At 62.4% G+C, this 23,529-nt stretch carries 18 protein-coding genes; 12 read left to right on the forward strand and 6 right to left on the reverse strand.

Annotated features, from left to right (window positions below; genetic code table 11):
- Positions 1-39: 39 nt before the first annotated feature.
- A complete protein-coding gene (locus tag P0D70_RS30270) occupies positions 40-972 on the reverse strand; it encodes a branched-chain amino acid transaminase (protein ID WP_408187187.1) in 933 nt (310 codons plus the stop codon).
- The gene (locus P0D70_RS30275) at positions 969-4,568 is read right to left on the reverse strand and encodes an indolepyruvate ferredoxin oxidoreductase family protein (protein WP_408187200.1); all 3,600 of its coding nucleotides are present in this window, start codon (positions 4,566-4,568) and stop codon (positions 969-971) included. Before P0D70_RS30275 ends, P0D70_RS30270 begins: the two co-directional genes overlap by 4 nt.
- 95 nt (positions 4,569-4,663) lie before the next feature.
- Here P0D70_RS30275 and P0D70_RS30280 point away from each other — a divergent pair, with 95 nt between their 5' ends.
- The 12 genes from P0D70_RS30280 to alr all read left to right on the forward strand — a co-directional run bounded on the left by P0D70_RS30280 (position 4,664) and on the right by alr (position 19,697).
- Positions 4,664-5,569 (forward strand): LysR family transcriptional regulator, encoded by a 906-nt coding sequence (locus P0D70_RS30280; protein ID WP_408187188.1) that lies wholly within the window; start codon positions 4,664-4,666, stop codon positions 5,567-5,569.
- Positions 5,570-5,800: 231 nt separating this feature from the next.
- Entirely contained in the window at positions 5,801-6,883 is a 1,083-nt protein-coding gene (locus tag P0D70_RS30285) for a LacI family DNA-binding transcriptional regulator (protein ID WP_408187189.1), read from the forward strand.
- A gap of 193 nt (positions 6,884-7,076) precedes the next feature.
- The gene (locus tag P0D70_RS30290) at positions 7,077-7,748 is read left to right on the forward strand and encodes a cysteine hydrolase family protein (RefSeq protein ID WP_408187201.1); all 672 of its coding nucleotides are present in this window, start codon (positions 7,077-7,079) and stop codon (positions 7,746-7,748) included.
- A 146-nt stretch (positions 7,749-7,894) separates the two neighbouring features.
- Entirely contained in the window at positions 7,895-9,460 is a 1,566-nt protein-coding gene (locus P0D70_RS30295; RefSeq protein ID WP_408187190.1) for an ABC transporter substrate-binding protein, read from the forward strand.
- 7 nt (positions 9,461-9,467) lie between these two features.
- Positions 9,468-10,403: an ABC transporter permease gene (locus tag P0D70_RS30300; RefSeq protein ID WP_408187191.1), complete on the forward strand. Its 936-nt coding sequence runs from the start codon at positions 9,468-9,470 to the stop codon at positions 10,401-10,403.
- Entirely contained in the window at positions 10,400-11,371 is a 972-nt protein-coding gene (locus P0D70_RS30305; protein WP_408187192.1) for an ABC transporter permease, read from the forward strand. The genes P0D70_RS30300 and P0D70_RS30305 overlap by 4 nt, the downstream gene beginning before the upstream one ends.
- Complete coding sequence (locus P0D70_RS30310) at positions 11,368-12,210, forward strand: ATP-binding cassette domain-containing protein (RefSeq protein ID WP_091805962.1); 843 nt, start codon at positions 11,368-11,370, stop codon at positions 12,208-12,210. The genes P0D70_RS30305 and P0D70_RS30310 overlap by 4 nt, the downstream gene beginning before the upstream one ends.
- Positions 12,200-13,105: an ABC transporter ATP-binding protein gene (locus tag P0D70_RS30315; protein WP_408187193.1), complete on the forward strand. Its 906-nt coding sequence runs from the start codon at positions 12,200-12,202 to the stop codon at positions 13,103-13,105. The genes P0D70_RS30310 and P0D70_RS30315 overlap by 11 nt, the downstream gene beginning before the upstream one ends.
- A gap of 189 nt (positions 13,106-13,294) precedes the next feature.
- Positions 13,295-14,464 (forward strand): porin, encoded by a 1,170-nt coding sequence (locus P0D70_RS30320; RefSeq protein ID WP_091805965.1) that lies wholly within the window; start codon positions 13,295-13,297, stop codon positions 14,462-14,464.
- Between the two features lie 69 nt (positions 14,465-14,533).
- A complete protein-coding gene (locus tag P0D70_RS30325) occupies positions 14,534-16,657 on the forward strand; it encodes a hydantoinase/oxoprolinase family protein (protein ID WP_408187194.1) in 2,124 nt (707 codons plus the stop codon).
- A complete protein-coding gene (locus tag P0D70_RS30330; protein WP_408187195.1) occupies positions 16,654-18,504 on the forward strand; it encodes a hydantoinase B/oxoprolinase family protein in 1,851 nt (616 codons plus the stop codon). Before P0D70_RS30325 ends, P0D70_RS30330 begins: the two co-directional genes overlap by 4 nt.
- 20 nt (positions 18,505-18,524) lie before the next feature.
- Positions 18,525-19,697 (forward strand): alanine racemase, encoded by a 1,173-nt coding sequence (alr, locus tag P0D70_RS30335; RefSeq protein WP_408187196.1) that lies wholly within the window; start codon positions 18,525-18,527, stop codon positions 19,695-19,697.
- Between the two features lie 30 nt (positions 19,698-19,727).
- Here the strand turns inward: alr and P0D70_RS30340 are convergent, their stop codons facing one another.
- From P0D70_RS30340 to P0D70_RS30355, 4 genes are all read right to left on the reverse strand, one after another.
- Positions 19,728-20,876 (reverse strand): porin, encoded by a 1,149-nt coding sequence (locus P0D70_RS30340; RefSeq protein ID WP_408187197.1) that lies wholly within the window; start codon positions 20,874-20,876, stop codon positions 19,728-19,730.
- A gap of 427 nt (positions 20,877-21,303) precedes the next feature.
- Entirely contained in the window at positions 21,304-22,155 is an 852-nt protein-coding gene (locus P0D70_RS30345) for a 3-hydroxybutyryl-CoA dehydrogenase (RefSeq protein WP_091805982.1), read from the reverse strand.
- 33 nt (positions 22,156-22,188) lie between these two features.
- A complete protein-coding gene (bktB, locus tag P0D70_RS30350; protein ID WP_408187198.1) occupies positions 22,189-23,376 on the reverse strand; it encodes a beta-ketothiolase BktB in 1,188 nt (395 codons plus the stop codon).
- A gap of 60 nt (positions 23,377-23,436) precedes the next feature.
- The coding region (locus tag P0D70_RS30355) for a 4Fe-4S dicluster domain-containing protein (RefSeq protein ID WP_133246935.1) at positions 23,437-23,529 on the reverse strand (93 nt) is incomplete at its 5' end.

Raw genomic sequence — 23,529 nt, forward strand, 5'->3', positions numbered from 1 at the left:
GGGCGGCGCGGCGGCGCCCGGCCCGTGCAAATATCGAGTTTAGCGGGCCACGTGCGTGAGCCAGTGCGCGTAGCGCTCCGACTTGCCGGCCACCGCGGCGAAGAACGTTTCCTGCAGCGACGCGGTGATTGGTCCGCGCTCGCCGTTGCCGATCACGCGATCGTCGAGTTCACGAATGGGCGTGACCTCCGCTGCCGTGCCCGTGAAGAAGGCTTCGTCGGCGCAGTACATTTCGTCGCGGGTAATGCGTTTTTCGACGACCTGAAGGCCCTGATCCCGTGCGATTTCCATGACCGACGCACGCGTGATGCCGTCGAGGCACGAGGCAAGGTCCGGCGTATACAACACGCCATTGCGCACGATGAAGACGTTTTCGCCTGCTCCCTCGGACACATAGCCTTCCGTATCGAGCAGCAGCGCTTCGTCGTAACCATTGCGGGTGACTTCGCGATTGGCCAGGATCGAATTGATGTAATAGCCGCTCGCCTTGGCGCGCACCAGCGACACATTCACGTGGTGGCGCGACAGCGACGAAGTCTTGACACGAATGCCGCGCGTGAGGCCCTCCTCGCCGAGATAGCTGCCCCAAGGCCATGCGGCGATGCCCACATGAACCGTATTGCCGCGCGCACCGAGGCCCATCTGTTCGCTGCCGAGCCAGACAAGCGGGCGCAGATAGCACGACGTCAGCCGATTGCGGCGCACTACTTCCAACTGAGCCTCGCGAATCGTTTCGAAGCTGAAGGGCACGGCCATTTCGAAGATCTTCGCGGAATTGAAGAGTCGTTTCGTATGGTCGTCGAGCCGGAAGATCGCCGGTCCCGCAGCGGTTTCGTACGCTCTGACGCCTTCGAATACCGCCATGCCGTAGTGGAGCGAATGAGTCAGAAAGTGAAGTTGCGCGTCGCGCCACTGCACCAGTTCGCCATCGAGCCAGATTACGCCGTCACGGTCGTGCATGTTCGTGTTCATATCGCTTTTTCGAAAAGTGAGGAAGATGAAACGGGTGACATGTTGGCCGCATCGCTCCGGTATTCGGCAAGCCAGCGTTCGCGCTTACTCGCCGCGGCGAGCACGTTGCGCTCCTTGACGTGACCGAAACCGCGAATCTCGTCGGGCAGATTGGCGAGCTTCATCGCTGCATCGAATCGGGCGGTGTCGAGCGTTACGCAGAATTCGTCGATCAGCGTGAAGTACTGCTCGATCAACTCACGTTCATTGCGCCGTTCCTCCGTCTTGCCGAAGACGTCGAACGCCGTGCCGCGCAGGAATCGGAATTTTTCGAGTACGCGGAACATGGTGAGCGTCCATTGCCCGAATCGTTGTTTCTTCAGGTGGCCGTGTTCATCGCGTTTGGCGAGCAATGGCGGCGCGAGATGGAACGCGAGCTTGTAATCGCGACCCGGTTCGCCTTCGAACTGTGCGCGCAACTTGTCCATGTAAGCCGGATCTGCATAGAGACGGGCGACTTCATACTCGTCCTTATAGGTCATCAGTTTCGCCAGGTTGCGCGCGACGACCGGTGTGAGGCGCGGTTTCGCCCCACCCATGACAGCCGTTTCCTTCGCGCGCAGACGTTGGACGGCTTCAACATAGCGCGCCGCATAGCGCGGGTTCTGATAGCGACTCAGCTGCTCGACGTGACGCTCGATCAGCCGGTCCAGCGATTCCGGCATCTGCACGACAATGGCCTGCTGCGCGCCGCTCGATGGCGCGAAAGCGTCCACTCCTGCTTCACCGTGCTGTGCGACATAGCGTCCCCATGCAAACGCCAGACGATTTTTTTCGACGGCCACGCCATTCAGTTCGATCGCGCGATCGAGACTTTCGTAACTAAGCGGCAGCCAGCCGCGTTGCCATGCAAAGCCGAGCAACAGAGGATTGGCATAGAGCGTGTCGCCTAGCAGTGCGAGCGCGAGACGATTGGCGTCGATAAAGTCGCTGTCTTCGCCGATGCTCGCGCGCAGATCCAGTTGCGTCTGCTCGGCCGGAAAGCGCCAGTGCGGATCCCGCACGAATTGCGCAGTCGGCGTGGCGCCGCTGTTGATCGCTGCTTTTGTCACGCTGCGTTGCGTGCGTGCCAGCACTTCAGCGGAAGCGGAGACGATCGCGTCGCAGCCCAGAATCAGGCGTGCTTCACCGGCTGCGATCCGCGTGGCGTGCAATTGTTCGGGTGTCGCGGCGATCTGCACATGACTGAGCACGGCGCCGCCTTTCTGCGCGAGCCCAGCCATATCGAGCACGGTGACGCCTTTGTTTTCGAGGTGAGCCGCCATGCCGAGCAAGCCGCCGATCGTCACGACGCCGGTTCCGCCGACACCTGTCACCAGCACGCCATACGGCTTCGACAGTGACGCAATCGCGGGCCGGGGCAGTGCCGTGAAATCGGGCAACGCGGCTGCGGATGCATGCTTGGCGGGCTTCTTCACCTGCGCGCCTTCCGCCGTGACAAAGCTCGGGCAAAAGCCTTTCACGCACGAAAAATCTTTATTGCACGACGACTGGTTGATCTTGCGCTTGGTGCCGAGCGCCGTTTGCAGCGGCTCCACCGACAGGCAGTTCGATTGCACCGAGCAATCGCCACAGCCTTCGCACACTGCGTCGTTGATAAAGGCGCGCTTCGCCGGATCGGGATAGGTGCCGCGTTTGCGACGCCGGCGCTTTTCGGTCGCACACGTCTGGTCATAGATCAGAATCGACGTACCCGCCACCTCGCGCAACTCGCGCTGCAACCGGTCGAGTTCGTCGCGGTGATACACCTTGACGCCTTCTGGGAGGCGCACGTTCGCGTCGTATTTCTCAGGCTCGTCGGTGACGATCAGCACATGCTTCGCGCCTTCGGCCACGACCTGAAACGCGATCTGCGGGACCGTGAGCACGCCGTCCACCGGTTGGCCGCCGGTCATCGCGACCGCGTCGTTGTAGAGCACTTTATAGGTAACGTTCGCACTCGCAGCAATGGACGCGCGAATCGCGAGCAGGCCGGAATGGAAATAGGTGCCGTCTCCCAGATTGACGAATACGTGCCGCTCGTTCGTGAAATGCATCTGGCCGGTCCACGAAACACCTTCGCCACCCATCTGGCTGAAGGTCTCCGTGTTACGATCCATCCACATCGACATGTAGTGGCAGCCAATGCCGGCCAGTGCGCGCGAGCCTTCCGGCACGCGAGTCGACGTGTTGTGCGGGCAGCCCGAACAGAACCACGGTTGCCGCTCCGTCACGGAACGCGGCGTGGCCGCCTCACGTTCCTTGGCCTCGATCACGGCAATGCGCGCCTCGATCCGCGCGCGCAGATCCGCTGGCAGATCGGCTTTGGCGAGGCGCCGGGCGATCGCTTTCGCGATCAAGGCCGGCGACAGCTCGTAGTGCGCGGGCAAGAGCGTCTGCCCGCGCGGCACGGACCATTCGCCGCCTTCGTCGTCGCGCTGGTCGAACTTGCCGAATACTTTCGGGCGCACGTCGTCGCGCCAGTTATAAAGTTCCTCTTTGAGCGCGTATTCCAGAATCTGGCGTTTTTCTTCGACCACCAGAATCTCGTCGAGGCCAGTGGCGAAATCGCGTGCGTTCTGCGCATCGAGCGGCCATACGCAGCCTACCTTCAGCACGCGTATGCCGATACGCGCGCAGGTTTCGTCGTCGAGCGAAAGATCGGCGAGCGCTTGCCGTACGTCGAGATACGCTTTGCCGGCGGTCATGATGCCAAGGCGTGGGTTGGGGCTGTCGATCACCACGCGGTTCAGCCTGTTCGCGCGAATGTAGGCGAGCGCCGCATACCACTTGTAGTTGAGCAGACGCGCTTCCTGCGTGAGCGGCGGGTCGGGCCAGCGGATATTGAGGCCGCCTTCGGGCATCTCGAAGTCGTCCGGCAGGACGATCTGCAAACGGTCCGGGTCGATGTCGATCGACGCGCTCGATTCGACCACGTCCGTAACGCATTTCATCGCGACCCACAGACCCGCGTAGCGGCTCATGGCCCAGCCGTGCAGACCGTAGTCCAGATACTCCTGCACGCTTGCCGGATACAGCACCGGAATGCCGCTGGCCACGAACATATGCTCCGACTGATGCGCGACCGACGACGACTTCGCCGCATGGTCGTCACCCGCCAGCACGAGCACGCCGCCGTTCGGATCGGTGCCGGCCGAATTCGCGTGCTTGAAGACGTCGCCGGTGCGATCGACACCCGGCCCCTTGCCGTACCACATGCCGAATACGCCGTCGACCTTGGCGCCCGGCCAGAGATTGAGTTGCTGCGTACCCCACACGGCGGTCGCCGCGAGATCTTCGTTCACCCCCGGCTGAAACACGACGTCGTGTTCCTTCAGATGCTGCTTCGCTTTCCACAGACCCTGATCGAGCGCGCCGAGCGGCGAGCCGCGATAGCCGGACACATAACCCGCGGTGTTCAGGCCGGCGCGGCGGTCGCGCGCCTTTTGCAACATTGGCAACCGCACCAGCGCCTGAGTGCCGCTCATGTAGACGCGGCCCTTTTCGAGTGTGTATTTATCGTCGAGCGATACGTCGGCAAGCGCGTCACGTAGCGGGGGCGTTAGCGGGGCGTTCATGGTGAAGTCTCCGGCGGCTTTATTGGGGCGGAGTATAGGAAGCGGAATTTCCAACGTAAAATCACGAATACCGAATCCTGCTATTCGAAAAACACATGTCAAAAGACGTTACCCTGCGGCAGATGCGTTACTTCGTGGCGGCAGCCCAGAGCGGGCAGTTTTCGATGGCGGCGACGGCTGAGCACGTGTCGCAATCGGCGATCACCAATGCGGTGCTGGCATTGGAGGAAACCCTGGGTACGCGGCTCTTCGAGCGCCTGCCTCAGGGCGTTACGTTGACGCCGGACGGGCACGATTTCCTGAACCACGCGCGGCACATACTCGATTCGGTGCGCGACGCGGTCTACAAGGCGCCGTTCCGCTCGCACGATCTGAAGGGAACCGTGCGCATTGCTGCGTCGTATACGGTGCTGGGGTACTTTTTGCCCGAGTTGATGGGGCGTTTTCGCGCGACGTACCCGGACATCGAAATCGATCTGCATGACCTCGACCGCGAGTCGATCGAACAGGCCGTGCTCGATGGAGTCGTCGATCTCGGCATCGTCCTGCTGTCCAACGTCGAAAATATCAGGCAATTCCGGCACCACGTGCTGATCCGTTCGCGCCGTCAGTTGTGGACTTCTCCGACCCATCCGCTTACGCAACTGAACGCGCCTTCGCTCGCGGATATCGCAAGTTATCCGTACATCCTGATTACCGTGGACGAAGGCGAGCAATCGACGCTGCGGTACTGGAAGCAGAACAATGTCGAACCCAACATCGCGTTTCGCACCAGTTCAATGGAAGCGCTGCGCGGTCTGGTGGCGCATGGCTTTGGCGTGACGATTCTTTCGGATATGGTGTTTCGTCCGTGGTCGCTGGAAGGCAAGCGGATCGACGCGCGGCCGATTCTCAACGCGATTCCGCAGATGGACGCGGGCATGTTGTGGCGCAAAGGCGCAACGCTGGATACGCCGGCCGTTGCGTTTCAGCAGTTCCTCATTCATGCATGCGGGAGTTGAAAGCGAGGAGTGGGCGGAGCGAGGAAAGAGGCGGTGCATCGCCCGAATCCACGTTGCAGTTTCACGTGTATCTGTTTTTCGCATACCCTGGCGGCTGTTGTCTCCCTCTAAAAGCGGCCGCCGGTTTCCGCCGCGAAGCCGCGCCGGCATTGGCCGGAGCCGGGACGCACTATAATCGGCTCGATGCATCGATTCATTAAGAGTCGATCGACGACCTATTCGCCTTCCGTCATGCCCAAAGAGAAAGCCAGCAAACCCGTTCAGCCCGCGTTGCGCAGCCGCAAATCCCCCCAGGGTTCGCCCACCGTGCAGGACGTCGCGCGTCTCGCGAAGGTGTCGGTCGGCTCGGTGTCGCGTGTGCTGAACGGCCGCGAGAATGTGGCGCCAGCCATTCAGGAGGCGGTGCGCGCCGCGGTGGCCGAGTTGAATTTCGTGCCGAACGTGGTGGCGCGCAGCATGCGCAAAGGCAGTTCCAGCGCAATCGGCTGTCTGATTTCGGACATCACGCAGCACACCGCCGCACAGATGGTCAGCGCCGCCGAAGAGCGTCTGCGGGCGAGGGGTTTCGAAATTCTGATCGCCAATTCCCACTACGATCTCGAACGCGAGCGCGCCATTCTGTCGAGCCTGAAGCAGCGCCGTATCGACGGATTCATCGGCGCGATTTCCGACGACGAGACGCCTTCCTATTTCAACTTCCTGCATACGCTGAATATGCCGGTCGTGCTGTGGGAGCGCGATGCACAGGGCGAATTCAATTCGGTCCTGACCGATCACGCCGACGGCTGCCGCCAGGCCGTGCGCTATCTCGCATCGCTCGGACATCGCGCCATTGCGCTCGTCGCCGGTCATGAAAACACGTGGGTGGGCCGCGAGATGGTGCGCGGCTATCAGGCCGCGTGCGAGGCCGCCGGCATCGCGCTCGACCCCGCGCTCGTGCTGCGTACCAGCGCCTTTAACAAGGACGTCTGCCGCGCCTTGCTCAGCGGTCCCGACCGGCCCTCCGCCATCATCGCCACGCTGAACGACGTGGCCATCGTGCTCGAAGTCGTGCGGGAAGCCGGGTTGTCGATTCCGGCCGACCTGTCGGTGATATCGATCGGCGAGCACGAGTATTCGGGCATCGCGTCGCCGGCGTTGACCGTGGTGACGCAAAACCCGCGTGATGTCGGCCGCGAAGCAGCGGACATGATGTTGCAACTGATCGACGGCACGGCGCCGTCCGGCATCCGCCGCTCGAAACATCCTATGCGGATGATCGTGCGCGAGTCGTGCGGCGCGCCCCCCAGTGCTGCACGCCGCAAAAAGCGCTAGCCGGATTCGATCCCAGGGTTTATCCGATCGCAAAGTTTCTTGACAGCGGATTTTTCGCCGCCGACAGTGCGTACCTACCTGTAGTGAATCGATTCACCACAACGCGAGGCGCGATATGAGCGACAGGAAAAACGGGGTACAGTCGGGTCAGGACAACAGCAAGGGCGGCGGCCGCGCAGGCCGCCGACGGTTTATGAAAACGGCGGGCGTGTTTGCCGGCGCAGTGGCGACCGGACTGGGTCTCGATGGCTGCGGGGAGGGCGGAATCAGCGCCGCGTCCGCGCAGAGCGTGGGTGTGCGGACTCCGGCGATCGTGCCGGCGCAAACAGCGCTGGTAGTCATGCATTATCAGACCGACATCCTGGCGCTCTTTCCGGCCGTCGCGCCTACTCTGCTCGCCAATACACGCAAGCTATGCGATGCCGCGCGGGCTAAAGGCGTCAGCGTCTACTTCGCCAAGATCCAGTTCAGTCCGGGCTATCCGGAAGTCAGTCCGTTGAACAAGAACGGGCAGGGGCTCAAGCAACTTGGCCTTTTCATCAACGACAGGATCGCGCGAGAACTCGGCCAGCAGGCCAACGAGCCGCTCATCATCGGGCATCGGGCCAGCGTATTTTTCGGTACTGATCTGCAGGCGCGGCTTTCCGCGCAGGGTATCGATTCGCTGATCATGGCCGGCATTGCGTCGACCGGTGTGGTGCTGTCGTCGGTCGCCTATGCGAGCGATTCGGACTTCCGCTTATACACCGTGAAGGATTGCTGTTTCGACCCGGATCAGGTCGTCCATGATCATCTCTTTTCCACCGCATTCGATTCGCGCACCACGGTGCTGTCGCTCGCCGACGCCTCGTTGCTGCTCGCCTAGGCCCGTCGCAACGCGCGCTGAACCCGCCAACCAGGGTTTCCGATATTTTTGAAAAGTTGACTCGCTGCGCTAAGCTCACTATTGTCTGTGAATCGATTCACGAAAGATGCGGTGAGTTGCGCGGCATTGAAAAAGCAGAGGATTTCATGACTTTCAGCAACAGGCGACGCCAACTGCTCCGCGCGGGCGCCGCAAGCATTGCGGGGCTTTCCCTGCCGTTCGCGCTCGAAGGCCGGGTATTCGCGGCCGAAGCAGGGGTACTGTCGGTTGCCATTCCGAGCAATCCGCAAACGCTCGATCCGCTCAACCAGCCGAATCACGACGTCATGGCGATCAACCAGTTGATCTTCGAGAATCTGGTCGGCATTGACGCACGCGGCCAGCGGGTGCCGCAACTGGCGCGCGCGTGGACGATTTCGCCTGACAAACTGACGTACACGTTCGATTTGCAGCGCGGCGTGAACTTTCAGAACGGCCAGCCTTTTACGTCGGCCGACGTGAAGTACAGCTTCGACTACGTGTTGAACCCCGCGAACAAGGCATTCCGCCGGCCGTTCTGGACTGTGATCGACTCAGTCAGCGCACCGGACGCGCATACCGCCGTGATCCGCCTCAAGCGTCCCTACCGGCCATTGCTCGACTACATGTCGAAGTACATGGGCATTTTCCCAGTGGGCAGCCGCGAGCAACACCCGGCGGAATACTTCAAGCAGACGCCGATCGGAGTCGGCACTGGCCCGGCGATCTTCGTGCAGTCGAAGGCGAACGACTTCGTTGAACTGAAGCGCAATCCGGCTTACTGGGGTAGAGGCGAGCCGCATTGGGACAAGATCGTGTTTCGCATCATTCCGGAAGAGTCGTCGCGGCTCGCGTCGCTGATGTCGAACCAGACGCAGATCATCAGTGCGCCGCCGGCCCAGACGTTTGCACAGATCCGCACGTCGGCGGGCCTCGCGGGCGATAGCCGTCCCTCGCCGACCAGCCCGCTGATGATGTGCCTGAACAACCGCAAGGCGCCTTTCGACGATCTGGCGTTTCGCCGTGCCGTTTCGCTCGTGCTCGACCGCGCGAAGATCTGCCGTGATCTGTGCTACGGCGCGGTGAAGGCGAGCAGCATGCCGTTTGCGCCGGAGTCGTCGTGGTACGACGCAGGCTCGGCGGGAAGCCTGGCGTTCAATCTGGACCACGCGCGAGCGGCGTTGAAAAGCTCGAAATACGCGAGCGGCGCTTCGTTCGATTTGCTGTACGTGCAGCCTGCGTATCTGATCGACACGTCGTCGACGGCGCTTTTCATTCAGGCGCAACTCGCGTCGCTGGGCGTCCGCGTCAATCTGCGTCCGCTCGATTTTGGGCAGATGATCTCGCAGGTGCTGGTCGGCAACCACGCAGCGGCGTTGACCGGATTCATCGCACCGCCAGAGCCGACTTACCTGCTCAACGCGCTGTTCCGCCCAACCGAGAGTCTGTGGAAAGCGAGCGGCTACGAAAGCGCAGAACTGCTGAAGCTGATCGACGACAGCTATCTGGTCGACGATCCTGCTGTGCTCAAGCCGATCCTCGCGAAGCTTCAACAAGTGCTGGCGCGTGACTGTCCGGCGGTCTGGATCGGTGCGCTGGAAGTGCAGAATTTGTGGCGCAGCAACGTGAAGGATTTCCAGGTGAACACCGGCTTCTCGCTGAAGCTCGACAACGTTCATCTGGCGAAGGTATGAGGTCGATATGAAAGCCGTTTCGAGGCTGTTTTCGTCCGTGCTCGTGCTACTGGTGGTCAGCGCGCTGCTGTTCGCCATGTGCCGCGCGACACCCGTATCGCCCGCGCGTTTGACATTGGGTAGCGACGCCAGCGTCGAACAGGTCGCCGCGTTCAATCATCAGTATGGGCTCGACCGGCCGGTCGCCGCGCAGTACGGCACGTGGCTGAACGGTGCGCTCGCGCTCGATTTCGGCAAGTCCTACGTGACCGGCAATCCGATCGGCCCGCAGATCGCCGAAACGCTGCCGAATACCGTCGAGCTCGTCACGCTGTCGTTCATCTTCACGATTGTGGTGTCGATCGTGCTCGGCACCGTGGCGGCATTGAAAGAGAACAGCGGCACGGACCATCTGCTGCGTGCGGTGGCAATCGTAGGTCTATCCGTGCCGTCGTTCTGGCTGGGGCTGCTGCTGATCCGCTATGTCGCGCTGAAAACCGGGTGGTTTCCGGTAGGTGGTCTCACGCCCTGGTCGGACGGCGCGGCGACGCATCTGCTCGCGCTGGTGCTGCCCGTACTCACGATGTCGGTGTACTACGTCTCGGTGCTGAGCCGCCTGGTGCGGGCGAACATGGTCGACGCGCTCTCGCAGGATTACGTGCGAACCGCCAGGGCGCTCGGTTTGTCGCCGTCGCGTATTCGCCTCTATGCATTGAAGAACGCATTGCCGTCGCTCGTGAGCACGGCCGCGATGAGTTACGGCTACATGTTCGGCTGGGCATTGATCGTCGAACAGATCTTCAATTTGCCCGGCGTCTCGCGCGCGTTGCTCACGGCGATCTTCCAGCGTGACTATCCGACCGTGCAGGCCATCGTGCTCGTCATCACCACGATCTTCATCGCGTCGAACACGTGCGCCGACGTCCTGCATGGTTATCTCGATCCGAAGGCGAATAGAACATGATGGCTGATTCATCTCTACCCAACGTGCAACGCAAGCCGCATGTTATCGGCGCCTGGCTCGCATCGGCTGGCCGGCTGCTGCGCGCGCTGATGCATGAACCGGCCGGTGCGATCGGTCTCGTGACGATCGTGCTGCTGGGCGTGATTGCCGTGTGCGCACCGTGGCTGCCCTTGAAGGATCCGCTGCAGCTCTATATCGAACATCGTCTGGAGGCGCCGAGTGCGGCGTTCTGGCTCGGCACCGACCAGGTGGGCCGTGACATTCTGAGCCGCACGATCTGGGGCGCTCGCGCGTCGCTGTCGATAGGACTCTGCGCGGTTGCGATCGGCCTCGTGCTGGGTACGGGCATTGGGTTAGTGGCCGGTTACAAGGCCGGCTCCTGGCTCGACGAAACGCTGATGAAAGTGATGGAAGTGCTCGCGTCGATTCCGCTGTTGATCTGGGCGATCGCGCTCGTCGGCATTACCGGCACTGATACGCTGCATATCGGCTTTTTCGCTATTTCGAACGAGACCAAGCTCGTGTTGCTGATCGGCGTGCTCTACGCGCCGGGTCTTGCGCGGCTTACCCATAGTCTCGCCAAGGCCGAGTCGCAAGCGGAGTATGTCGCGGCGCGGGTTCTGCAAGGCGCGAGCGGCGCGCGCATCATGTTGTCCGATGTGCTGCCCAACATCATCTCGCCCGTGCTGATCCAGGCGTCGCTGCTGCTCGGCGTGACGATCATCGTGGAGGCGTCGCTCAGTTTCATCGGACTCGGTGTGCAGCCGCCTACGCCGAGCTGGGGCGCGATGCTTTCCGATGCACGCGCACTGATTTTCACCGACAACTGGTGGGTGTCGGTGTTCCCGGGCGCAGCGGTGTTCGTCAGCGTGCTTGCCTTCAATCTGTTCGGCGACTCGATGCGCACTATTCTCGATCCGCGGCGGCGCAATGCGCGTGCGGCGAACCTGACGGGAGCGTCGCTATGAACGAAGCGCTGCTGTCGATTGAAAACCTGCACGTCACGTTCGGTTCGGGCAAGACGCAGACCGAAGTGTTGCATGGGCTCGATTTGCAAGTGGGACGTGGCGAGGCAGTCGGGCTCGTCGGCGAATCGGGTTCGGGCAAGAGCGTTGCTTCGCTGGCGGTGCTCGGCCTGCTTGGCAACGCTGGCCGTATCAGCGGCGGGCGTATCGTGCTCGACGGCGAAGATCTGGGCCGTGCATCGGAGGCGCGCATGCGCGCATTGCGCGGACGGCGCATCTCCATGATCTTTCAGGATCCGGCTACGGCGCTCAATCCCGCCTTCACGATCGGCGCGCAACTCGCCGACGTGGTCCGCGCCCACCGTCCACTGCGCGGCCGTGCGATCCGCAACGAAGTGCATGCCGTGCTCGCACGCGTCGGCTTCAAAGATCCACGCACCACGGCGCGGGCGTATCCGCACGAACTGAGCGGCGGCATGAAGCAACGCGCGATGATCGCCGCCGCGATTGTCTGCGAACCGGCGCTGCTGCTCGCGGACGAACCCACCACCGCGCTCGACGTGACCGTGCAGGCGCAGATCGTCGAATTGTTGAGAACGCTGGTGGACGAAATGGATCTCGGCCTCGTGTTCATCACGCACAACCTCGACCTGATGGCCGAATTGTGTTCACGCGCCGTCGTGCTGAAACAGGGGTACGTGGTCGAAGCCGGCCCGGTGGAAGACATCTTTCTGCGGCCTTCGCACGAATACACGCGGCATCTGATCGCGAGCATTCCGCGTTTGCCGGCTACGCGTGCTGCCGGCCGTCATCAACCTGAGGAGACGCGTAATGTCCGCTAACGTGCCGAACGGCATTCAGGCCGCTCAGGCCGCTCATGCCGCTCAGGCGGCTCAGGCCGCTCATGCCGCTCATGCCGCTCATGCCGCTCATGCCGCGCAGCCGATCTTCGCGCTGCAGGAGGTCGGCAAGTCCTATGCGCTGGCGCGCTCGCCGCTGGAGCGCATGTTCAACCGGCGCCGCTTCCATGCCGTGTCGGGCCTGAGTCTGGAAGTGGCGAAGGGCGATGCGCTCGCAATTGTTGGCGAAAGCGGCAGCGGCAAATCGACTGTCGCGCGCATGATGGTCGGCCTCACCGCGCCGACCGTCGGCTCGATCCGTTTCAGGGGCGATGCATTGAACACGATGACGCGCTCGCAGAACGCCACGTTTCGCCAGCGCGTGCAGATGGTGTTCCAGAGCACGACGAACTCGCTGAACCCGCGCAAGACGATCGCCACGACGCTCGCGGAAGCGATCGGCAACGACGGCGTGCCGGTGCGCCAGTTGCTCGACATGGTGCGGCTGCCTGCATTCGTGCTGGCGCGCTATCCGCATCAGCTGTCGGGCGGTCAGCGCCAGCGCGTGGGTATTGCAAGGGCGCTCGCGCGCCGTCCGGAACTGGTCGTTGCCGATGAACCGACTTCCGCGCTCGACGTATCGATCCAGGCGGAGATCATTCGCCTGTTGCGCGATCTTCATCAAAGCGCTGGTGTCTCGCTGGTCGTGATCAGCCACGATCTGGCGCTGGTTGGCGAGCTTTGTCAGCGGGTGGTGGTGATGCGGGAAGGGCGCGTGGTGGAAGCGGGAGCCGTGGATCAGGTGCTGTTCGAACCACGCGAGCGCTACACGACGGAGTTGTTGGCGGCGATCCCGAAAGGCATCGGCCGGCACATCATAGGGGTGGGACCAGAGTAAATGCTAAAGCACTAACGCTGGTCGACACAGGAGAGGCGGTCCGAGCAGTAGAAAAGAAGATCCGGGTCAAGCAGTGAGCCGGCGCACCTTGGGATATTTTTTTGAGCCTTTGGTGAATCGATTCATTTGCTATTATCAATCGATCGCTAGCCGACCGGGGTGTCGCGATTCCTTGTTTGGAGAAGAGCGGTGAAGGAAAAGTTATTCATCATGGCGGCTCTGATGGGCGGGAGCGGTCTCGTTCATGCGCAGAGTTCGGTCACGCTGTACGGGATCATCAACGAGGCAATTACCTACTCGTCGAATCAGGGTGGCCACAGCGCGGTGCAACTCACCGGCAACGGCGAGTACGGCAGTCGCTGGGGACTGCGGGGCGCTGAAGACCTCGGCGGCGGCACCAAAGCGATCTTCACGCTCGAGAGCGGCTTCAATCCGGTCAACGGCGCGCTCGGTCAGAACAACCGCATGTTCGGCCGCCAGGCTTTTGTGGGTTTTTCGAATACGAACTACGGCACGCTGACGTTCGGCCGCCAGTACGACGCGATCGTCGGCACCTTGCAGACCATGACGTCCAACGGCGCGTGGGGCGGCGTGATGTTTTCGCACCCGTACGACAACGACAATACCGACGACTTTCTGCGCGTCAATAACTCGATCAAATACGTCTCGCCGAATCTGAAGGGCTTCACCGGTACGGCCATGTACGCATTCAGCAACGCGCCCGGCGCCTTTGCGAACAACCGCATGTGGTCGGTGGGCGGCATCTATTCGCAGGGTGCGTTTTCTATCGCGGCGGCCTATTCGCTCTACAACGAACCGGGCGTGAACACCACCGCGAATGTGAACACCAACGGTGCGATCACTTGTTGCGATGCGCCGATCACGTCCAAACGCGAGCAGATTGCGGGCATCGGCGCGTCGTATGTGATCGGACCGGCCAAGCTGAGCCTGATGTACAGCAACGCGATCTACAACAACGTGGGCACGACGCTGACCAGCGGCATCAACTATCGCTTCAACAACTATGAAGCGAATGCGCGCTTCACGATCGATCCAACGCTGTTCTTCGGCATGGCCTACACGTACACGAGCGACAACATCACCGGCGGACCGGGCGGTCCTACGCAGGTGCACTGGCATCAGGTCAATCTGCTGGTCGACAAGTTCCTCTCCAAGCGGACCTCCATCTACACCGAGGTGATTTATTTGCGCGCGGCCGGCGGCGGTTTTCCGCGACCTACGGGCGGACCATTGCCCGCGACCTCGAACGGTCTGCTCGCCTCGCAGATTCAGACCATGTTGCCTTCTTCGGGACAGAACCAGGCCGTGTTCAGCCTGGGACTCGTTCACAAGTTCTAGCAGCACTGCATTGACCGGCGCAAACCCGCCAAGCGTTTGCGCCGCATCGACTAACAAGCAAGGTGTGTAATGACTGAAAGACTTTACCGGGCCGGTGTCGATATCGGCGGGACCTTCACCGATATCGTCGTGATCGGCGATGACGGCGTGATTCATACCAGGAAGGTTTCGTCCACGCCGCAGGACTACGGCATTGCGATCGTCGCGGGTGTGCAGGCGCTGCTCGCCTCGCTCGATGCGCAACCGTGCCAGATAACCGAACTGGTTCATGCAACCACCGTCGCCACCAATACGGTGCTCGAAGGCAAAGGCGCGCGCACGGCGCTGATCACTACACGCGGTTTTCGCGACGTGGTCGAGATCGGCCGCCTGCGGGTGCCGATGCTTTACAACCTCGCGTATCAGAAACCGGAGCCGCTCGCGAAACGCCGGCACCGTTACGAGGTGGACGAACGCCTGCTCGCCGATGGTTCGGTCGACACGCCGCTCGACGATGCGCAAGTGCTGGAAATTGCGCAACGTATCGCCGACGAGAAAATCGAAGCGGTCGCGATCAGCCTGATTCATGCGTATGCGAATCCGGAACACGAGATCCGCATTCGCGATCTGTTGCGCAGTGTGTTGGGCGACTCCGTCTATCTGACCTGCTCGCATGAAATCTTGCCGGAAATCCGCGAATACGAACGCACCAGCACGACCGTCGTCAACGCGTATCTCGGGCCCGTGGTGGTGAGCTATCTGCATTCGCTGATCGACAAGCTGCGCGGCATCGGCATGACCGGCCCGGTGCAGATCATGCATTCGAACGGCGGCGTGATGAGCGCGGCCATGGTCATGCAGAAGCCGGCCACGATCATCGAGTCCGGGCCGGCGGCCGGTGTGATCGCGGGTGCCTCGGTCGCCGCCGCGTCGGGTTACGTCGATTGCATCACGGTGGACATGGGCGGCACCACGGCGAAGGCGGCCATCATCGAGAAGGGTGAGCCGGCGCGCACTACCGAGTACGAGGTGGGTGCGGGCATCAACGTCAGCAGCAAGCTCGTGAAGGGCGGCGGCCACGCGGTGAAGCTGCCGTTCATCGACGTCTCGGAGATCGGCGCGGGCGGCGGCAGTCTGGTGCGTATCGACGCGGGCGGGCTCGTCAAGGTCGGCCCCGATTCGGCGGGTTCGGTGCCCGGCCCCGTGTGCTATGACGCGGGCGGCACGATTCCGACGCTGACCGACGCCGTGCTGACGCTCGGCTATCTGAACCCGGCGTTTCTTGCCGGCGGCGAGTTGCGCATCAATCAGCAAAAGTCGCTCGACGCAATGCGCACGCAGATCGCCGAGCCCACGCACACGGATCTGTACGAAGCCGCGTATGGCGTGTTCTCGATCGCGGCCTCCACGATGACGCGCGCGGTGAAAGCCGTATCGACGTATCGCGGCCGCGATCCGCGCGAATTCGCGCTGTTCGCGTTCGGCGGCAACGGGCCGGTCATCGTTCATGCGATCGCCGAACTGCTCGACATGAAGACGGTGATCGTGCCGCCGAGCCCCGGCGTGTTCAGCGCGCTCGGTCTGCTGTTCTCGTCGACCCAGCACGAGTTCATGCAGACGATGTTCTGCCGCCTCGATCACTCCGCCGCGATGCAATTGGGCAACGCGCTCGAAGATCTCGTAGCGCGGACCACGGCGGACATGACAGCCGAGGGCAATGCCTTCGCCGATATCGCCGTGACGTGCGCGCTGGATTTGCGCTACACGGGCCAGGCTTACGAGCTGACTGTGCCGATCGAATGGCGTGCCGGCGAACCGCTCGACATTGCGCCGATTGCCGCCGCGTTTCATTCGGAACACGAACGCACTTACGGCCACGCGTCCGCAGACGAGGTTATCGAACTCGTCAATCTGCGCGCGGTCGGTTCGCTGCGCTCGCAGAAAGACCGCGCCTACGACGCGCAACGCGCCGGCGGCAGTCGTGCGAATTCGCCGGCTGCGCGCGTGCCGGTGCGGCGCCGGGCGTATTTCGGCAAGACGCACGGCTTCATCGACACCCCGGTGATCTCGCGGGCCGATCTGCGCGCCGCGCCGATGACCGGCCCGTTGATTGTCGAAGAGTACGACTCGACTTGCGTCGTGCCGCCGAATGCCGGCGCGCGCGTCGATGCCCACGAAAACATCGTCATCACGTTTCTGGAGCAATCCGCATGACTACCCAGCAGGCCGCTTCGGCGGGCACCGATGCCATCACGCTTGAAATCGTCAAGAACGCGCTCGGCTCGATCGCCGACGAAATGGCGCTCGTCGTGCTGCGCACGGCGTATTCGCCGATCGTGCGTGATTCGATGGACTTCTCCACCGCGGTATTCGACCGCGCCGGCCGCGTGATCGCGCAGGGCCTGACCTTGCCGATTCACCTCGGCGCGTTTCCGGCCGCGATGGATAACGTGGTGCGCCGCTTCGGCACGGCCGGCAAGCACGGCGACATCTACATCATGAACGACCCCTACACGTCGGGCGGCATGCATCTGCCGGACGTGTATCTGATTCAGCCGGTGTTTTACGACTCGCGTATCGAAGGCTATGTGGCGACCATCGTCCACCATGCCGATGTCGGCGGCATGGCGCCGGGCAGCATGGCGATCGGCGCAACGGAAATCTATCAGGAAGGTCTGCGGATTCCGTTGATGAAGCTGTGCGATGCCGGCGACGTCAACGACGCGCTCGTCACGCTGCTGGAGACGAACTCGCGCATGCCGGGCCAGTTGCGCGGCGATCTGCGCGCCCAGGTGGCGTCGTGCAAGGCGGGTGAACGGGGGCTCGTGCAACTGCTCGACAAGTACGGCGCGGATGGTTTCGGGAGGCTGGTCGAAGCGCTGCACGATTACGCCGAGCGTCTGACGCGCCAGGCCATCAGCACGATGCCGAATGGCGAATACCGTTACGAGGATTTCATCGACGGCCTGGGCGATACGCCGGTGCCGATCGCGTTTCGCGTCAAGGTCACGGTGGCGGACGACGTGGTGAACATCGACTGGACCGGGACCGACGCGCAGGTGCAGGGCGCGATCAATGGTCCGTTCGCGACCACGCAATCGGTCGCATATGCGGCGGTGCGTTGCGCGATCGGCGTCGATGTGCCGAACTGCGAAGGGTTTTCGCGGCCTGTGCAGGTGTACGCCGAAAGCGGCTCGATCGTGAATCCCGTTGAACCGGCGGCCTGCGCGGCGCGCGGGATCATCGCTTACCGTATGTTCGACGTGTTGCAAGGCGCGTTCGCGCAGATCGTGCCGGATACGATTCCGGCGCTGGGCGAAGGCGGTCCCTCGGTCGTGTCGATTTCCGGGCGCAATCCGGATGGCGAGGGCGGCACGCGTGGCGCCAACTGGCTGATTACCGACGGCGTGCTCGGCAGTTGGGGCGGTGGCCGCAACGACGGTTGCGAAGGCATTGCGAATCCGCTCGGCAACCTGTCGAACCAGCCGGTCGAATTGATCGAGGCACGTCTGCCGCTCAAGATCACCGAATACGGATTCGTCACCAACTCGGGCGGCGCGGGCCGGCATCGCGGCGGCCTCGCCATGCGCCGCGCTTATGAACTGCGCAGCGACCATGCGTTGCTCGGACTGCGCTCGGACCGGCGCGCGCATCGGCCGACTGGCTCGCACGGTGGGCTGAGCGGGTCGCCGTCACTCAATCTGCTGACACGCGACGGTCAAAGCACATTGCTGCCGACCATGCCGAGCACGGTGACCGCGCTTCGCAAGGGTGACCGCTTCTGCCATATCGCGGCGGGCGGCGCGGGTCATGGCGATCCGTTGACGCGTTCGCCGCAAGCCGTGCGCGAGGACGTGCTGGACGATCGCATCACGGAGCAGCTGGCGCGCGAAGTGTACGGCGTCGTGCTCGAAGGCGCGGCGCGCGACATAGACGGGCAGCGCACCGCCGAGCTGCGTGAGCGCCTCCAGACGCTTACCAGTCAGGAGCGCGTGGCGAAGCAGGAGGCGCTGTTCCTGCAATCCACCGGTGCCGATGCCGCGGCTCTCGGCAAACTCTGACTACGACAGGTGCTTTGACTATGACCGGTTCAATCCTCGCGCCAGACACCGATACTCAACGCATGCGCTTGCTGCGTCCCAGTTGGGCCGAGCTCGACTATGGCGCTATCGCGGCGAATCTGGCGCTCGCGCGCGAACAGGTGGGGCGAGCCACGAAAATCTACTTCGTTTGCAAGGGCGATGGTTTTGGCTTCGGTGCCGCGAAGGTTGCACGGCTGGCGGCGCAAGCGGGTGTGGACGGCTTTTGCGTCGGCAGCCCGGAAGAGGGCGTCGCGATTCGCCGCGCGGGCATCGATCGCGACATCCTGCTGTTTGCGTCGACCTTGCCCGAGGATGCGGCGCGGGTCGCAGCGTTGGGATTGACGGTGACGATCCAGAGTCAGGAAAGCCTGCGCGCATTCATCGAGGCCGGCGTGGCCGTCGATGCCTTCGTCGAAATCGATCCGGGCTTCGGGCGCTTCGGCTTTCTGCCGTCGCAATGGCAGGCCGCGTTCGAAGCACTGCGCGATCAGTCGACCGTTCGGCTCAAAGGCGTGTACACGCATCTGAGTTCGCCGGAGAGCGATGATGTGACGCACAAGCAGGCCGGCGTATTCGATGCGGCGCTGGCCGATGCGCGCGCGGCGGGATTCGATAACGTGACGACGATGCTGGCGAGCTCGCGAGTCATGCTCGCGCATCCGCATCTGGCGTATCAGGCGGTTGATCCCGGGCGACTGCTATACGGCGCGCTCGACGCGGGCTGGATGGCCCGCGCACCGTTGCGACCGATGTTGCGGGCCGTGCGCGGGCGCATCATTCACGTTCAGGAGCATCCGGCCGGGTCCATGCTCGGCATCGGCTATGCGGAGCCGATCCGGCTCGAACGCGGTGTGCGCATCGGTGTGGTGCCGATTGGCTTCTGGGACGGTCTGAATCATGTGCCGCCGTTGGGTCGCGTGCTGGTGCACGGGCAGGCGGCGCGCATCGTCGGACGCCGCTCTTTCCAGCATACCGTGATCGATATCACGGACATTGCACAGGCGCGAACCGGCAGTGTCGTTACGTTGCTGGGTCAGGACGGCGACCAGTCGATCACGATCGACGAGATGGCGGAAACGCTGCGGCTGCCCGTCATGGAGTTGATCCCGCGACTGGCGAGGAGTCTGCCTCACGTCGATGTGACGGCGACGGATCTGCCGGGCGCCGACTGACGCGTGTCGGCAGATCCGTCCCATACGGCTTTAAAACATTTTGCGGATGCCGACTGCCGCGCCGACGTTGTTGGTGCGGCCAACGGTGTCGACCGCGCCGGTGGCCGGGTTGGTCGAGCCGGGGTAGTCGGCGGCGAATGCGCCATTGCCGCGCGCGAAGTCCACGGTGCCATACACTTCCGTGTGCTTCGACAGCGAGTATTCGGCGAGAACGGTGGCGGAGTAGTTGATACCCGAGCCGAGTGTGCCGTCGATTTTCTCGGCATTGCGAGCGTGACCGTAGTAACCGGCCACGGTGATCAGAAGCGGCGCCGTTGCCTGCCAGTTGCCGCCAATGTAGAGCGTGTCGTCGATACGGTTCGGGCTGCTGCCCGGCAGTTTCGGCGCGCCCGCTTGCTGCATGTTGGCGTCAGTGGTGCCGCTGCGATCCTGCGCGCGCAACCAGCCGGCCAGCAGGCGTACGGTGGGTGTGATCTGGTACGCGCCGCTCACGTGCAGCATGTTGATCTTTGCGCCATTGACGAGGCTGCCACTTGCGGACGTCACCGAGGTTTGCTGGAAGCCTGCGTCGAGCGATGCGGGACCGTGCGTATACGTTACTTCCACGCCATACGTGCTGCCGAGTCCGACCGCGCCCGCCTGATTGCCGAAGCCATAGATTGCGTCGATGCTCAGGCCATTGAACGATGCCTTGTACTTCACCGAGTTGTTGATCGTGAGGTACGGGCCAATACCATTCCATGCCCAGCTGTCTTGCCAGTAATCGCCGACGGTCATCGGGTCGAACACATCGCCCATGGTGTCGTAGAGCGGCGCATATTGGTTACCGAAGGTCAGCGTGCCGTACTTGTCGCTCGACAGGCCGACAAACGCTTGTCGACTGAACAGCGTGTTTGCCTGATGCAGTTGCCCGGAGTTGAGTTCGAAGCCGTTTTCAAGGCGGAAAATCGCGGACAGGCCGCCGCCCAGGTCTTCGGTGCCTTTCAGGCCCCAACGGCTGTGGGTTTCCGGGCCGACCGTCATGCTGAACTGGTCTTTGCCATCCGGGGCGGCATTCGTCTGATAGCGGAGCGCCGTATCGACGAGACCATACAGCGTGACCGAGCTCTGTGCGAATGCGGGGGACGCGGCAAGGACGAAAAGTGACACGGCGGCACTGGAAATAACGGCTTTTTTCATCAGACGGTTGTCCTAACTATGATTGTTCATTTGACCGCCTCAATGCCCTCGAAGACTGGCTGGGTGAGGCTGAAACCGGGAGCATAGTCGGTGAGTTTTTTGCCTCATATCGCATAATATGGATTGGTTCCTTCCAGAATCAGGAACAATAAGGCGGTCACACGTCTGATGGAAATGCCTGCAATGTGCAGCAGGCATGCGAGCGGTTTGACGCGGCAGGCGCCGCCATTCGAGATCGAGCCATAGACCATCGGCCCGCTTTTGCAAGCGCCAGCGTGTCGCTAAAAAGCCACGATTGGTGGGCTGTGTCGCATGACCGGATTTCGCGTTCGGCCCACGTTGTCACCGATTGGCGCGCACCCGTTCGCGGGGTAATGGCTCGCAACCGGCCACGGGTGACATAGTGGCCGATCGCCTTGCCGAACCTCTAGTCGTAGCGATAGACGCCCTGACCCACCTTGCGTCCAAGGTGGCCTGCCGCTACCAACTCGCGCAGTAACGGGCTTGCGCGATATTTCGAATCGCCGAAGTCCTTCAGGAACACATCGAGGACCGACAGGCAAACGTCGAGCCCGATCAGATCCGCGAGCGCCAGAGGGCCAATCGGGTGATTCGCGCCGAGGCGCATGCCGAGGTCGATCTCCTCCGCCGTGGCGATGCCTTCAGCGAGCACGAAAAACGCTTCGTTGATCATCGGCACCAGAATGCGGTTCACCACGAAGCCCGGTGCGTTCTTTACGCTGATCGGTGACTTGTCGAGCTTGACTGTCAGCTCTCGTACAGCCTCAATCGTGGCCGCGCTGGTCTGTATGCCACGAATGATTTCGACGAGCGGCAGGAGCGGAACCGGATTGAAGAAGTGCATGCCGATGAAGCGAGACGCATCGGTCAGCGCGGCCCCGAGTGCGGTGATCGAGATCGACGAGGTATTCGATGCAATGATCGTCTCCGGCCGCGCGACGGATTCGATCTGCCGCAAGATGCGGATCTTCAGATCGGTATTTTCCGTGGCGGCCTCGATCACGAGGTCGACGGTGGTGAGGCGCTGATAGTCGGTGGACGTCTCGATGCGCGAGAGGGCAGCCTCTTTCACCGCCGCGTCGAGCTTGCCCTTGGCGACCAGCCGTTCGAGGCTGCCTGTCAGCGTGGCCAGGCCCTTCGCGAGCGCCGCCTCGTTGACATCGATCATGATCGCCTTCAGTCCCGCGACTGCGACGACCTGAGCGATGCCGTTGCCCATCGTCCCTGCACCAATTATCCCAACGGTATTGATTGTCATGGCTATTCCTTGTCAGCAATACGACACATTGTTCTATTGTAGGCGCTCGAAAATAGCCGCAATACCCTGGCCACCTCCGATACACATCGTAACCAGCGCAAACCGCCCGTTGATACGCTGCAATTCATACAGCGCCTTGACGGTAATCAGCGCACCCGTCGCGCCGATCGGATGACCGAGCGAAATGCCGGAGCCATTCGGGTTCACCTTGAGCGGGTCGAGTTCGAGCTGCTGCGTCACGGCGCAGGCCTGCGCGGCAAAGGCCTCGTTCGCCTCGATCACGTCGAGATCGCCGATGCGGAGGCCGGCGCGCTGGAGTGCAATGCGCGTGGCGGGCACCGGGCCGATGCCCATATAGAGAGGATCGACGCCGGCATGCGCGTATGACACGAGCCGGGCCAGCGGCTTCAGGCCGCGCGTATCCGCCGCTTCGCGCGACATCAAAAGAACCGCGGCTGCCGCATCGTTGATACCGGATGCGTTGCCTGCGGTGACCGTGCCGTTTTCCTTCTGGAAAACGGGCCGCAATCCGCTCAGTTCAGCGGGATCGAGTTCCAGACGCACATGTTCGTCGGTGTCGAAAACGACCTGCTTGCCTTTTACGGTCCGCGTAATCGGCAGGATCTGATCCTTGAAGCGGCCTTCGGCAATGGCATGGGCGGCGCGCCGATGCGATTCGACTGCGAGTGCGTCCTGCTGTTCGCGCGTAATGCCGTACTTCCTGGCGACGTTCTCGGCAGTCACACCCATCGGTACCGTATGGAACGGATCGTTCAACGCCCCGAGCATCATGTCGATCAGGCGGGTGTCGCCCATTCGTGCGCCAAAGCGTGCGTCAGGCGTGATGTAGGGCGCACGGCTCATGTTTTCCGCGCCGCCGCCGATCGCGATGTCGGCATCGCCGAGCAGAATGGATTGCGCTGCGGAGACAATGGCCTGCAAGCCTGAGCCGCACAGACGATTGACGTTGAAAGCCGGTGTCGTTTCGCTAACGCCGCCGTTGATCGCAGCTACGCGCGACAGGTACAGGTCTTTGGGTTCGGTGGCTATCACGTTGCCGAATACGACCTGACTGACCTGATCGCCTTCCACGCCGGCCCGTGCCAGCACCTCACGTACGACAAGCGCTCCGAGTTCGGAGGGCGGAATGTCCTTCAGGCTTCCGCCAAACTTGCCGATCGCGGTGCGCACACCACTGACAACAACCACTTCTCTTTGCACTTGAGACTCCTTGGAATCACTTGAACGCGCGCAGCTTGTCCCGCTGTGCGCGTGAGGAAGTTACATGTTCGGGTAGTTAGGACCGCCGCCGCCTTCAGGCGTGACCCAGACGATGTTCTGGGTCGGGTCCTTGATATCGCAGGTCTTGCAGTG

The sequence above is a fragment of the Paraburkholderia sp. RL17-381-BIF-C genome (assembly GCF_046026435.1).
Lineage (GTDB): Bacteria > Pseudomonadota > Gammaproteobacteria > Burkholderiales > Burkholderiaceae > Paraburkholderia.